At 44.4% G+C, this 14,094-nt stretch carries 15 protein-coding genes; 14 read left to right on the top strand and 1 reads right to left on the bottom strand.

The genetic code is table 11. The annotated features are described in order from the left end of the window. Positions 1-3 precede the first annotated feature (3 nt). Positions 4-798 (top strand): ABC transporter ATP-binding protein, encoded by a 795-nt coding sequence (locus tag NSQ99_RS15025; protein ID WP_340837519.1) that lies wholly within the window; start codon positions 4-6, stop codon positions 796-798. A gap of 17 nt (positions 799-815) precedes the next feature. Then, positions 816-1,592: an ABC transporter permease gene (locus NSQ99_RS15020; protein ID WP_340837517.1), complete on the top strand. Its 777-nt coding sequence runs from the start codon at positions 816-818 to the stop codon at positions 1,590-1,592. A gap of 188 nt (positions 1,593-1,780) precedes the next feature. Here NSQ99_RS15020 and NSQ99_RS15015 read toward each other — a convergent pair whose 3' ends face one another. Then, positions 1,781-2,161, bottom strand: a complete 381-nt coding sequence (locus tag NSQ99_RS15015; protein ID WP_340837516.1) for a VOC family protein — start codon at positions 2,159-2,161, stop codon at positions 1,781-1,783. Between the two features lie 310 nt (positions 2,162-2,471). Between NSQ99_RS15015 and NSQ99_RS15010 the strand changes: the two genes are divergently transcribed. From NSQ99_RS15010 to fur, 12 genes are all read left to right on the top strand, one after another. Then, a complete protein-coding gene (locus NSQ99_RS15010; protein WP_340837514.1) occupies positions 2,472-3,524 on the top strand; it encodes a glycoside hydrolase family 53 protein in 1,053 nt (350 codons plus the stop codon). Positions 3,525-3,608: 84 nt separating this feature from the next. Beyond that, entirely contained in the window at positions 3,609-4,475 is an 867-nt protein-coding gene (locus NSQ99_RS15005) for an AraC family transcriptional regulator (protein WP_340837512.1), read from the top strand. Positions 4,476-4,702: 227 nt separating this feature from the next. After that, positions 4,703-5,224 (top strand): DUF420 domain-containing protein, encoded by a 522-nt coding sequence (locus NSQ99_RS15000; protein ID WP_251666094.1) that lies wholly within the window; start codon positions 4,703-4,705, stop codon positions 5,222-5,224. A 184-nt stretch (positions 5,225-5,408) separates the two neighbouring features. Then, a complete protein-coding gene (locus NSQ99_RS14995; protein WP_340837510.1) occupies positions 5,409-6,758 on the top strand; it encodes a glucose-6-phosphate isomerase in 1,350 nt (449 codons plus the stop codon). A gap of 490 nt (positions 6,759-7,248) precedes the next feature. Continuing rightward, positions 7,249-7,881 carry a YigZ family protein gene (locus NSQ99_RS14990; protein ID WP_340837508.1) on the top strand — a complete coding sequence of 211 codons (633 nt, stop codon included), beginning with the start codon at positions 7,249-7,251 and terminating at the stop codon, positions 7,879-7,881. Positions 7,882-8,049: 168 nt separating this feature from the next. After that, a complete protein-coding gene (locus NSQ99_RS14985) occupies positions 8,050-8,559 on the top strand; it encodes a hypothetical protein (RefSeq protein WP_340837507.1) in 510 nt (169 codons plus the stop codon). After that, entirely contained in the window at positions 8,556-9,245 is a 690-nt protein-coding gene (locus NSQ99_RS14980) for an AIM24 family protein (RefSeq protein WP_251666090.1), read from the top strand. The genes NSQ99_RS14985 and NSQ99_RS14980 overlap by 4 nt, the downstream gene beginning before the upstream one ends. 248 nt (positions 9,246-9,493) lie before the next feature. Beyond that, entirely contained in the window at positions 9,494-10,297 is an 804-nt protein-coding gene (gene cysT / locus NSQ99_RS14975) for a sulfate ABC transporter permease subunit CysT (protein ID WP_340837505.1), read from the top strand. Positions 10,298-10,299: 2 nt separating this feature from the next. Then, positions 10,300-11,097 (top strand): sulfate ABC transporter permease subunit, encoded by a 798-nt coding sequence (locus tag NSQ99_RS14970; RefSeq protein WP_340838807.1) that lies wholly within the window; start codon positions 10,300-10,302, stop codon positions 11,095-11,097. Between the two features lie 2 nt (positions 11,098-11,099). After that, on the top strand, positions 11,100-12,164 hold the full coding sequence (locus NSQ99_RS14965) for a sulfate/molybdate ABC transporter ATP-binding protein (protein WP_340838806.1): 1,065 nt from the start codon (positions 11,100-11,102) through the stop codon (positions 12,162-12,164). 25 nt (positions 12,165-12,189) lie between these two features. Further along, positions 12,190-13,251, top strand: coding sequence for a sulfate ABC transporter substrate-binding protein (locus NSQ99_RS14960; protein ID WP_445670525.1), 1,062 nt, complete (start codon positions 12,190-12,192; stop codon positions 13,249-13,251). 178 nt (positions 13,252-13,429) lie between these two features. Beyond that, entirely contained in the window at positions 13,430-13,894 is a 465-nt protein-coding gene (gene fur / locus NSQ99_RS14955; protein WP_285855573.1) for a ferric iron uptake transcriptional regulator, read from the top strand. Positions 13,895-14,094: the final 200 nt, after the last annotated feature.

Below are 14,094 nucleotides of genomic sequence, written 5' to 3'. Positions count from 1 at the left end.
GACATGTCACTTGCCATTCAATCACCAGAGCAAACGATCACGATTGCTAATTTGAACAAAAGCTACGATCAAGCTGTAAAAGGTGAGCTTCATTATATATTGAAGGATGTAAATATTACGATAAAGGGCGGAGAGTTCTTCGTCCTTCTCGGACCTAGCGGATGCGGTAAATCGACGCTGCTGAATATGATTGCAGGCTTCGTTAGTAAGACCGAAGGTCAGCTAAAGGTTGGTAAGCACGAGGTGCATAAGCCGGGTCAAGATCGCGCTGTCGTATTTCAACAGGCGGATGCCTCATTGTTTCCTTGGCTCAATGTTAGAGAGAATGTTGAATTTGGCTTGAAAATGAAAAAGGTCAGTAAAGCAAAACGGCAAGAAATCTCTAGCCATTACATCGAGCTTGTTGGTCTCAATGGACACGAGAAAAAATTCCCTCGTGAGCTGTCAGGAGGGATGAAGCAGCGCGTACAGCTGGCACGGGTGCTTTCGAATGATTCTTCCATTCTGCTTATGGATGAGCCGTTTGGCGCATTAGACGCGATGACAAGGCGAACGATGCAGAAGGAGCTGTCTCATATATGGAGGAAAACCGGGAAAACGGTCATATTTGTAACGCATGATATTCAAGAAGCGGTGCTGCTCGGGCAACGCATCGGTATTATGTCACGTGGACCTAACAGTAAGGTGACCGATATCTATGATGTTCCTTTCCAATATCCGCGTGACCCGGGGCAGCAGGATTTTATTAAGCTAGAAAAAACAATACAAGCGCATTTTGATCATGAATATACGATCTAGCGAAAGGAGTAAAACGAATGAAGATACTGACGAATAAATGGATAAGCAACGTTTTGCTCTGGATCATGGTGATTGCTGTCTGGCAGATTGGGGCTGTGATCTATGGACCTGATGTCATTCCTGGACCGCTGGCAACGCTGAAAAGTGCGGGTGAGCTTATCGCCGATGGTTCGCTGCTTCATTATATCGGAATCAGCTTCTATCGCGTATTTGTCGGCTGGGTGCTTGGGAGCAGCATCGCGATTCCACTTGGCCTTCTCATTGGTAGAGTAACCATCGTGCGTATATTTGCCGAGCCGTTTCTTAACTTTATACGTTTCATCCCGCCGATTGCTTTTATTACGCTATTTTTAGTATGGTTCGGCATTGGGGAGCAGTCGAAAATTGCATTAATTCTATATGCTACGCTATTTATCGTCATAATGAACACGCTGACGGGAGTGCTTGCAGTAGAAGAGGATAAGATTCGAGCAGCTCGCAGTCTAGGGGCATCAGAATGGCAAATTCTCGTTCATATAGTCATCCCCGCAACAGTACCCTATATGTTTACTGGTGTGCGACTTGCGATGGGGACGTCATATATGGCTATTATCGGAGCAGAGATGATAGCTGCGAATGAAGGCTTAGGGTATCTAATCTGGAACTCAAGGCTGTTCTTCAGAACGGATTGGATCTTTGTCGGACTTATATCATTAGGGCTGATCGGCTTCTTCACTGATCGATTGGTCGGCTTACTCGGCAGAAAGGTACTCTATCGATATGGAATTGTCAGCTCTGAGCCGATCAGAAGATAAGCATACAGTTACGTCGGTAACTACTATAGCTTCAATGATCAATGGTTAATATCAATCTACTACAAATTTAGGGGCATATCTAAGAGGAGCTATCTGAGGTGATATAGGTGTGCTGAGCTTATGCAAGCATGTCGGATAGCAAGCCACACTATCGGTATGCCCCTTGTACGTATGTTCGTCTGCTAGCACTACATATACTCCAAAAACTCCACGCGATTGCCGAAGGGATCATTGATGAAAAAACGCTTCACGCCTTCTTCTGACCGCTCATTATCATCGGTAATGTTTTGCTTGTGCATCAGTAGGTGATTGCGCAATTGATCAAGCCCTGCGACCTGAAAGCCAGGATGAGCTTTAGTAGCTGGAACGAAGTCTGCTTGTACGCCGATATGGACCTCATGCATGCCACACTGGAACCAAACACCACCTCTCTGACGTAAAGCGACCGGTTTCTCAATCTCCTTCCATCCAAGCAGCTTGCCGTAAAAGTTACGAGCAGCTTCTTCACAGCCCGCTGGAGCAGCAAGCTGTACATGGTCAATCCCCTCAAAGTTAAACGTATGATTCATCGCAATCACACCTCTTCCATTACTTAGTTTCAATAAATGAAACTAAGTTTCATATTATAATGCCAACCACTACGAGATGCAAATGAAGTTGTTTTATGTTGTAATCAATACTCCGATAACGTTGTTGAAGTTATCATATATTGGCTTGGCCCCTTGCCTTTGTATGAAATCGTATCTAATCCGTATAACAATATAAAAGTGAAGGTTAAATGTTATATAGCTCCATTAGTTTTATTATATATCTTCGTCTTTGCAAGCGCTTTATAATGAGGGTAAAAGCGAAGGTCACTCTAGTAAAGGAGCGGATAAGATGACGATTGAATTTATTAAAGGCGCAGATATTTCATTTGTAGATGAGATTGAACAGGAAGGCGGAGCGTTTTATGAGCATGGAGTAGAACGTGATGTGTTAGATATCCTAAAGGATAGTGGTGTTAACTCCGCTCGCTTACGGATCTGGAACAATCCAACGTTCGATTACTGCAATCCGAAGAAGACACTTATGATGGCAAAGCGCATTAAAGAGAAGGGTATGCACTTTTTGCTGGACTTTCATTACTCCGACTACTGGGCAGATCCTGGAAAGCAGCATATGCCAAAGGCGTGGGAAGGCCTTAGCTTTGATGAGCTAGTAGACGCAGTGGAGGGGTTTACTGCATCCTTCATCAACGAGCTAAAGCAGCAGGGCACGCTGCCTGATATGGTGCAGGTCGGCAATGAGATTACGAACGGGATGATCTGGGGAGAAGGTAAAGTAGACGGTGAGCACAATACTCCAGAGCAGTGGGAAAAGCTCGGTCAGCTGATTGCTGCTGGCATTCGTGGTGTACAGTCGGCAACAAGTGGTGAATCGAAGATACCGATTATGATTCATATCGATCGCGGTGGTGATCATGAAGGGAGTCGTACGTTCTACGATAAGATCGCCAGTCTCGGTATTGAGTACGATATTATCGGTTTATCCTATTATTCGTGGTGGCATGGAACGCTAGAGCAGTTTACGGACAATATCAATGATCTTGCTGTACGTTACAGGAAGCCAATCGTTGTTGTCGAGGTGGCATATCCGTGGACGATGACACCGCCGGATGAAAAGCCGCTTATATTCAACACTGAGGAGTGGGTTTATCCTGGCTATCCTCCTACGGTAGAGGGACAAAAGCAGTGGCTGCTAGAGCTGATGAAACGCATTAAGGCGATTCCTGATGGACTTGGCTTAGGCTTATATTATTGGGAGCCGTGCTGGATTCCATCGAAGCAGTCATGGTCGGTAGGGCACGAAAACAATTGGTCTAATCTTACACTGTTTGACTATAAAGGCAACAAGCTCGATTCACTGAATGCGTTTCGAGAAGACGAATGAAGCAATCCGTGAACGTTTATATGGTTGCTTGAGCTTCAACCGATCATGCATAATAGTAGGTATCAACGCTTAGGTGGTGATACCTTGGAATGGGGAAATGAGAACATTCGCTATGTATTTTCAACGATAGAACGGTCGCTGCCCTTATACTTAGAATCGATCGGCTACAGTGCTTGGGAAAGAATATTTCATCGACCTGAGGGATACCCGTATTATCACTGGCTTCATACGCTAGAAGGCGAAGGTCACTTCGAGCTATTAGGTGAAGCGGTAAAGTTGACAAAGGGAAAAGGGGTGCTGCTGACGCCTTTTACGCCGCATAGCTACTATCCCGCCTCTGATCGTTGGTCAACGATATATATAACATTTGGCGGAGCGTCTGCCGCATCGATTATGCAAGCGCTTGATATGAACGAGTCTACGTTTTACGAGGAAGAGGATCATCAATTTGGCAAGCTGTTCAGTGATTTGTTCCAGAGAATTTCGAATGCGGAGTCGCATTCCAATTTCGAGGTTTCGGCTGATCTATATTCCTTCCTTATGCAGCTTCGCAAATATGGCATGCTGAATAGTCAGCCTTCACTCTCTCAATACTATCGAAAGCTTCGGCCCGTAGTGACGTGGATGGAGCAGCATATAAGCGACAACATTGGATTGCAGGAAATATCTGATCAATCTGGCATTGGCATTAATCAGCTGCATGAGCTGTTCCAGCAGGCATTTGGTTTAAGTCCATATTCGTATCTAATTCAGCTGCGCATCCAAAAAGCGAAGCGCATGCTACTAGATGATCCAGATCTGGCCTTACGTCAGGTAGCTGAACATACAGGCTTTAACGATGTGAGTCACTTTGTGGCTACGTTTCGTAAAAAGGAAGGAATAACGCCCGGTAAGTATCGAGAGCTTCACTTAACAAGTGAAGAGCAAGAGGTAGGTGCGACGAGGGAATAGCCTGATATGAGGAAGCTGGAGCAGAATTGATTCGGGTTATGGCTAGAGATGAATAATTGAACAACATACAACAGATGCTAGCTTCATTCTTAGCGGAATGAGACTAGCATTTTTGTTTTATAAAACGTCGTTTTTCTGTTACAAAAGCGTCAAGAATGAAGTGGATTAGAAGATCATAATAAGCTAAAGTATTATAGATAGGAAAATTTAAGGAGGTACATACGGCTATGAAAGAAAGAAACTATACACCGCTCGTTCTGATTTTGACAGTGGTCATCGTTGCATTAATTGCAATACTATTCTTCCTTCCTGCTTATGATGGTGAGGTTGGCTTTGATGTTCACATACTGCCTATGCTGAACGCGATTTTTAACAGCTTTACATTTATCGCGCTTGTCGTAGCGCTGGTAGCCATTAAAAAGAAAAACATAAGCATGCATAAAACCTTCGTCGGTGTTGCCTTTGTGTCGACGACGCTGTTTTTGATTTCTTATGTAACGTATCATTACTTAACTGAATCAACATCCTATGGCGGTGAAGGGATTCTACGAGGTATTTATTTCTTTGTGTTAATTACACATATTGTACTTGCTGCGGTTGTAGTTCCATTTGCGCTGTTTTCGGTTATACGAGGCTTAACGAATCAAATTGAGAAGCACCGTAAAATCTCCCGCTGGACGATGCCCATCTGGCTGTATGTAAGCTTGACAGGTGTTATCGTTTACTTGATGATCTCACCTTATTATTGATCGTTTAGTTCGTCTTGTGAGATAAATAAGTACAAGCTCCTATAAAACATATTTGTATCACCATTCAATAGTTATTATAGCTGCTGTACTTGTGTTTAAGGTGCAAATTCGCTATCCTTAATTAAAAGTCATTTCATATTTAGAGAATGAAGCTATGCTTCGGAATTTTGGAGGTCTTAAAACGATGGGAAATACAGTAAAATTTGACTACAGCAAAGCTTTGACATTCGTTGGTCAGCACGAGGTTGATTATTTTTCTGAGCAGGTGCGCGTGGCACATGAGCAGCTACATAACGGTACAGGTGTTGGATCTGACTTCTTAGGTTGGATTAATCTTCCAACTGAATATGATAAAGAAGAATTTGCTCGTATTAAGCAAGCAGCAGAAAAAATCCAACAGGATTCTGAAGTATTGATTGTTATCGGAATCGGCGGATCGTATCTAGGAGCGAGAGCAGCGATTGAGATGCTGTCTAACTCTTTCTATAATATTCAATCCAAAGAGCAACGTAAAACACCTCAAGTATTATTTGCAGGTAACAACATTAGCTCTACATACGTGAAGCATCTTCTTCAGTTGATTGAAGGACGCGATTGGTCAATTAACGTTATCTCCAAATCAGGTACAACAACTGAGCCAGCCATTGCTTTCCGTATTTTCCGTGCTGAGCTAGAGAAAAAGTATGGCAAAGAAGAAGCACGCAAACGCATTTACGCTACAACAGATAAAGCAAAGGGTGCGCTTAAGTCCCTTGCAACAGCTGAAGGCTATGAGTCCTTCGTTATTCCTGATGATGTAGGCGGTCGTTACTCTGTACTAACAGCTGTAGGCTTGCTTCCAATCGCAGTTGCAGGCATCGATATCGATGCAATGATGAAGGGCGCAGCAGATGCTTCTGTTGAATACAGCAAGCCTTCTCTTGCTGAGAATGAGGCATATCAATACGCTGCGATTCGTAATGCGCTATATCGCAAAGGTAAAGTAACAGAGATTCTTGTAAACTATGAGCCAAATCTACACTTCGTATCTGAGTGGTGGAAGCAGCTGTTTGGTGAATCAGAGGGTAAGGATTATAAAGGTATCTATCCTGCATCTGTTGACTTCTCTACAGACCTGCACTCCATGGGTCAGTTCATTCAAGAGGGTAACCGTAACATTTTCGAAACGGTTATTCAAGTGAATGAAGTGCCAGAGCAAATTACAATTGAAGCAGACGAAGCAGATCTTGACGGTCTAAACTTCCTTGCTGGTAAAACGATGGACTTCGTTAACAAAAAAGCATTCCAAGGTACACTACTTGCTCATACAGATGGACAAGTACCTAACTTGATTGTTAACCTTCAAGATATGACGCCTTATACATTTGGCTATATGGTGTATTTCTTCGAAAAAGCATGTGCAGTGAGCGGATACCTGCTAGGTGTGAATCCATTCGACCAGCCAGGCGTAGAAGCATACAAAACGAATATGTTCGCGCTGCTTGGGAAGCCGGGGTTCGAACAACAGAAAGCAGAACTAGAAGCTCGCCTTTAAGAGAGGAAGTTCAAAATGTCCAACTTTGATCACGATGTAACTCGTTGAAGCTTATTCGGCATCGAATCTTGAACTCAGCCGGGCTTTCCGGTGCTCACGTACCAACTACGTACGCTACGCTCCTCAATCCCTAAGCTTCGTTCAACCTTCTCGGTGCTGAAAGCCGGACATTTTGAACACTCATTTAAGATGTAGTTCAAAACGTCCGACTTTGATCACGATGTAACTCGTTGAAGCTTATTCGGCATCGAATCTTGAACTCAGCCGGGGACATGCTTTGGAAGTATGTTTTCTGCGAAAACATTGTAGGTGCTCACGTACCAACTACGTACGCTGTGCTCCTCAATCCCTAAGCTTCGTTCAACCTTCTCGGTGCTGAAGCCTGAACTTTTTGAACACTCATTGTAAGAGGAAGTTCTCGCACAATATGCAAAAGTTAATCCTGCACAACGTCTGTGCAGGATTATTTATTAGGCAAGGAGGGATTTGTTTGCTGCAACGTTATCGAACGGTAAGACAGGATGGTAGCAAGGAGATTGTTATTAAGAAATCACGCTTTATCGGCTACGCTAGACCTGTTGAAACAGAGGAAGAGGCCGTTGCCTTTATTGACGAGATAAAAAGGCTGCATCGTCAAGCTACACATAACTGCTCTGCTTATATCGTAGGAGAGCGAGATCAGTTTCAGAAGGCCTCCGACGACGGAGAGCCAAGTGGAACGGCGGGCAAGCCAATACTTGAAGTAATTAAGAACAAAGGGCTAAAAAATGTCGCTGTCGTCGTAACGAGGTATTTTGGAGGCATCATGCTAGGCGCAGGTGGACTTGTGCGTGCGTATACCGATGGGGCAGTTGCAGGGTTAGAGGCAGCGGAAGAGATCGTCTACGTGCTGCACCGTGAAGTATTTATAGAGGTTGATTATACGTGGTATGGCAAGCTGGAGAATGAGCTGCATGGACGCGGTACAAGGCTTGGCAATGTTGATTTTACCGATAAGGTGACCGTATGCTGCTTGCCAGAAGCAGATGAAGCAGAACAATTTGTGGCTTGGGCTACGGATATCACGCAAGGCAAATCTGTCATTACGCTTGGTGAAGAACGCTATTATATTGAAAATGAATAGAATATATCCGATTGTAAGCCGATACCCACTGGTCTAGCCAGTGGGTATTTTTTGTGCATTTATCTATTAATTTCCGTATAGATGCGACAATTAACGACAATTCATGATAGAATAGATAGTAGATAAATAGAGTTTTAGCTAGATTTGATTTGAAGTAGGTGAGAGCTTATGAAGAAACATACGAAATTTATAGCAGCTATCATGATAATTATATTTACCTTAATAACAACAGCTGAACCTGCAGAAGCGGGTTTCTTTGATCGAGCTAGAGATATATACAACGTTCCCGATAAAATAGAGGAGCTGCAGCAGGAATACAATAAGGCTAAGCAGGTGTTGGACGAGCAGCTTGCCGCTCAGCAAGAGCAGCTAGAGCAATCCCGCCAGCAAACGGAGGAATTGTTGAGCAGGCAGCATGAATTGCAGGAAAGCAACGAATATTACCGCCAGCAGAATGAGCAATACCGTGAACAGACGAATTTGCTAATCGCTGAAAATGAGAATTTGCTGCTTAAGATGGAGAAGATGGAACAGGATCGCAAAGCGTGGTACCAAAGGCTTGTATTATTAGTTAGTGCAATGTTCCTGCTTATTCTCCTATATGCGTTATCTGTGCGTATATGGCGTTATATCGCATGGCGTAAGCATGGAAGAACACGGAGTGTACAGCTGCCATGAACATCGTATCTCCTTCGCCGCTCGGACATGTTCGTATAACTCTCGAAGAGGATGAAGTGCTTCACGTGCTGCATTCCAAGTCCATACTAGCCTATAACGGGTCACCGCTTGGACGTGAGGACAAGCTAATGGGAATTGGTGGCGCTTTTCGTAAGAAGAAATGGATACGATCACGTCTGCAAGGACCTTCGTCATTTTTGCTTGGGTTGCCGGCAGGCTATTCGTTTCAGGCATTAGATATTGGAGAAGGCAGTAATCTATTGTTTGATTTCCGGCACGTTGTCTTTTTTTCAGAAGGCATGAATGCTCGCAGTAAAGTGCTTAAGCTGAAAACGGCATGGATTACGAAAGAGCTGATTCGTGTCAAATTCTCTGGGCCAGGCAAGCTTGGTGTGATTACAGTAGGCGATCTAGCAACGATGCAGCTAGATCCCGAGATCCCTTTGTTTGTCGATAAGAGTGCTTTAGTTGCTTACCCGGAGGATGCATCCATTCATCTGACCGTGTATGGTAACTCCTTGGCAAGTCAGCACATGAATGTTCAATGGGAGCTGAAGGGTTCGGGACCTGTGCTAATTCAGACGGGCTCACAGGATCGACAATTAGAAGCAAAGCTTTCTGAGGACGGCTGGTTCAAGCGATTACTGCGAGAGCTGCTCCCCTTCGGAAGCGTCTATATTAAATGAGTTTTTAGATAATGCATGCTATGCACAATAACATATCCAACAATAAGCCGCCTATCCGATCGATACTGCATCGACCAGATAGGCGGCTTATTGTTGACCACTTTTTATGCCAATATACGCTGCCGTAGTGTGAACAGGCGATAACTATTAATCGAAAAAAATACATTGACTTCCAATACATGTGAGTGATACATTGTAAATACCTAGTATTCAAGTGGGATTAATTAATATTACTGGAGGCAAGCACATTGAACTCACTTTTCCGCAGCCAAAAATGGAGCTATAGCTTTCGAACGATCGTATTTATATACTTTATCGGATTGATTATTATTCCGATTATTGGCATTTATACTCAATCCTTTTCATCAGGAATTACTAGCTTTATAGACAATCTCTCTGATCCGCTAGCTTGGAAGGCCGTGCTATTGACGCTTAAGCTTGCTGCAATAGCAACGTTAATTAATACAGCGATTGGTACGATGATCGGCTGGGTGCTCGTCAGATACGAATTTCCTGGCAAACGAATGATTAACAGTGTCATTGATTTGCCGTTTGCACTGCCTACCGCAGTCGCGGGCTTTATTATATTGCTGCTAGTCGGGCCTAGCAGTCTATTCTATGAATGGTTTGGCATTGATGTAGTGTTCCATGAGCCGGCTATCGTACTTGCGATGGTCTTTGTTACCTTTCCATTCGTTATTCGTGGCTTACAGCCATTGTTAGAGGAGCTCGATAAATCAGAGGAGGAGGCTGCCTACACACTCGGCTCATCCAAGTCCCGTACATTTTTTCAAATTATCCTCCCTACAATGCTTCCTGGCATATTAAGTGGAGCGATGCTGGCCTTCTCTCGTGCGATAGCAGAGTTTGGTGCCGTCGTGCTTATTTCTGGAAATATACCAGGAAAAACATTAGTGGCTTCTGTATATATTTTCGGGGAGATTGAAAGCAATAATCCGCAAGGTGCAGCGGCGGTTTCCGTGCTTCTGCTAACGATATCATTCCTGATCCTGTGGTTTATACATAAGCTTAATCGTGGAGGTCAGGCATGATGATGAGAAGGCTATGGATTACGTTAACCTATATCGTTGTTTCGCTGCTATTGCTGCTGCCGTTATATAAAATTTTTACTGGCGCCTGGGCAGACGGTCTGTCGGGCTTTATGGATGCCTTGCTGCGTGCTCAATCCCTGCATGCGCTAAAAATGACTGGACTCATTGTTATTATCGTGACCGTCATTAATACGCTATTCGGTGTGATGCTGTCTATTTATCTTGTTCGCGCGACCTGGCTATCTCCGCTTGTTAAGCGACTCAGCAATAGCATCGTTGATTTACCATTTGCAGTGTCTCCTGTTATTGGAGGCCTAATGATCGTGCTGCTGCTCGGGCCGAATACCGTGCTAGGAACTATGCTCGGCAACGTTGGGGTGTCGATCGTTTATGCGTTGCCAGGCATGGTGCTTGCGACGTTGTTCGTTACCTTTCCAATCATGGTGCGTGAGGTTATGCCTGTACTGCAGGAGATCGGTGACCAGCAGGAGCAAGCAGCATCGACGCTCGGCGCCTATTCTTGGTATACATTCTGGAAGGTCACTTGGCCGAATATTCGATTTGCCGTGATGTATGGCGTTGTGCTGACAGTAGCACGCTCGCTAGGTGAGTTCGGTGCGGTGCTAGTTGTATCAGGAAATATCATTAACAAGACGCAAACCGCAACAACGCTCGTTTATCAGGATGTCGAGAATTTTAATGTTGTTGCTGCAAATGGCATAGCCTTGGTGCTTGCCGCATTTTCTATCATGCTCCTGCTTCTAATGGAGTGGACGAAGAAGAGAAAGGAAGTGCACTAGCCATGCATATCGAAGTGAAGAATCTTAATAAGGAATTTGGCAGCTTCCATGCTGTGCAGGATGTCAGCTTTGAGATTGAAAAAGGGAAGCTTATCGGCTTTTTAGGGCCGAGCGGTGGCGGTAAAACATCAATTCTTCGTATGCTTGCTGGACTTGAAACGCCAACCTCTGGCGATATATATTTCCATGGCAAACGTGTAAATGATCTCCCACCACAGGAGCGGGGGATTGGCTTCGTCTTCCAAAACTACGCATTGTTCAAGCATATGACGGTGTTTGATAACATTGCATTCGGGCTAAAGGTGAAGAAGCAGAACAAAGCCTTTATTAAAGAGCGTGTGCAATATTTGGTTGAATTGACAGGGCTAAAAGGCTTTGAGCATCGCTATCCGCATCAGCTGTCAGGCGGTCAACGTCAACGTGTCGCATTTGCTAGAGCACTTGCACCTGAGCCGCAGCTGCTATTGCTTGATGAACCGTTCGCGGCAATTGATGCGAAAATCCGTACGGAGCTCCGCACGTGGCTGAAGGATATGATTGGAGAGCTTGGCATTACTTCGATATTCGTTACACATGATCAGGAAGAAGCGATTGAGGTCGCAGATGAGATTATGATTATTAGTAAAGGCAAGCTGGAGCAGAAGGGAACACCTTGGGAAATATATAAGCACCCACAGACTCCGTTCGTCGCAAGCTTTATTGGCGAATCGTCACTAATCGAGCGCATCCAATGCTTTAAGGGCTTCGAGGATGTAGCAACATCTAGCGGCATAAAGGCCCTCATTCGTCCTGAATATGTAGAGGTTGGCAAATCAGGTGAGATTGTCCTTGCATCAGCGACGATGGATGCAGCAGTGAAGCATTTACATTTCCGTGGTAGTGAATGGATGATCGAACTGGAAATTGAGGGGCAAAGGCTAATAACGTACCGTTCCTTGGAGAAGGAGGTCCTTCATCCAGGTGAGAAAGTGAAGGTGCTTATCCATCGTGCTTACTTGTTCAATGAAGAGAAGAGCTGGATTATGGAGAATCCTCTAAAGGTCGATCCGCTGCCAATCTATATCTAGCAGCAATACTTTATGCGTAAAAGGTGTGGGAATAACGTTGACAAACCGATTAAAAGCAAAAGCTGTCAGTATAACACTGCTATTCTGTCTACTCTTAACAAGCTGTAGTACGCCCAATTCTTCTATGGCTGACCCACATGCAGCAGCGGAGGAAGTGACACTCGTTGTAGGCGCTTATTCTGTTGCCAAGGATGCACTGCAAGAGCTGCTGCCGCTTTTCGAGGCTCAATGGCTTGCGGATACTGGACAGCGCATTAAGCTGCAGGAATCCTATGAGGCATCGGGTACTCAGGCTAGAGCGATTATTGGCGGCTTCGAAGCTGATATTGCGATATTAGCTATGGAAGGCGACATCGACATTATTGAGAGAGCTGGTCTCATTACTCATAATTGGCGAGAACAGGGCGTCCGCGGGATGGTGACGGAGTCTATCGTAGTGATGGGCACCCGTGCAGGCAATCCTCATAGCATACAAGATTGGGACGATCTGGCTAGAGAAGGAATAAAGGTGCTTTATCCTAATCCGAAAACATCAGGTGGCGCACAGTGGGATATTAATGCCATATATGGTGCAGGCTTGAAGCAAGCTGAAGAAGAGCTAGGCAGCCCAGACGCGGAATATGCCAAAAACTATCTAAAGCGAATTCACGCCAATATCGAATCACTGGATAAAAGCGGTCGCGCCTCCATGGCTGCGTTCGAGTATGGCGTAGGTGATGTGATCGTCACCTATGAGAATGAGCTGCTGGCACGCATTGCCAAAGGCATCGAATATGATATCGTCGTACCAGAGCATACAATTTTAATAGAAAATCCGATTGCACTAATTGACAAGCATATCGAGCAGCATGGGAATCGAGACGTTGCAGAAGCGTTTTATCAATTTTTAATGTCAGAGGAAGCGCAGTATATTTTCGTTAAGCATGGCTTCCGCCCGGTAAACGAGGCTGTTGCTGAAGAAACGAAGCATCAGTTCAGCAATCCATCGGGAATATTCGACATTGATTATCTCGGTGGCTGGGATGAGGTTCGAGAGCAACTATACTCGAAGCGGGGAATTTGGTATCAGGTGCTTGCCGATTTGTAGCGAATACGTGAAAAAAAAGGGATTTGGAAAATTTGAGTCGAATAGATTCAAATATTTTCTGACATCCCTTTTTTTGTTGTTGCTTTATTTGGCAAAATAGCATACCATTATTTTAGAATCATTCTAATTTGAGATACGATTAGATGAAGCTTGCCTTGTATGGCTGGGAGGCGAAACTATGAATATACAGGCTGAAATTGAAAAAATAAAACACAGCTTAATGGAAAGCGGCTATAAGCTGACAACGCAGCGTGAAATCATTGTTCGAGTACTGCTCGAGAATGAGGAGGATCACCTCAGCGCAGAGGATGTCTATATGCTTGTAAAAGAAAAATTTCCAGAAATCGGGTTAGCTACAGTATATCGTACGCTTGAGCTGCTAGCCGAGCTGCAAATTGTTGCGAAAATGAATTTTGGTGATGGGGTAGCTCGTTTTGATCTGCGTGGTCAGGATCATGAGCATATGCATCATCATTTGATCTGTCATACATGCGGTGCATTAGAGGAGATTAAGGATGATTGGCTACTGGAACTGGAACAGCGGTTAGAGGTAGAGTTCGGTTTCAAGGTGCTCGATCATCGTCTGGATTTCATAGGGAATTTTTCAAGCTGTCCTAATAAAAACTGTAAAAGTCATCTATAAGGATTACAATACACGAACACCTTTAAGGGAAACTGCCAACCATTGGCGGGAGCTTGAAGGTGTTTTTTGTTGTATGCTGTGCAATTGTGATGCTCCATTGGGGCCTGTGAACTATTGCGAAATGTAGAACCAGCAAGCCAGCATAAGCTCATTCGTTGAAGTTAAAAAGGTGAATAACGAGCAATAAGGAAAGAGAGCTT

Source organism: Paenibacillus sp. FSL W7-1287 (assembly GCF_038004245.1).
Classification (GTDB): Bacteria; Bacillota; Bacilli; order Paenibacillales; family Paenibacillaceae; genus Pristimantibacillus; species Pristimantibacillus camelliae.
The sequence above is the reverse complement of the archived record's forward strand: the minus strand, read 5'-3'. Positions and strand labels throughout refer to the sequence as shown.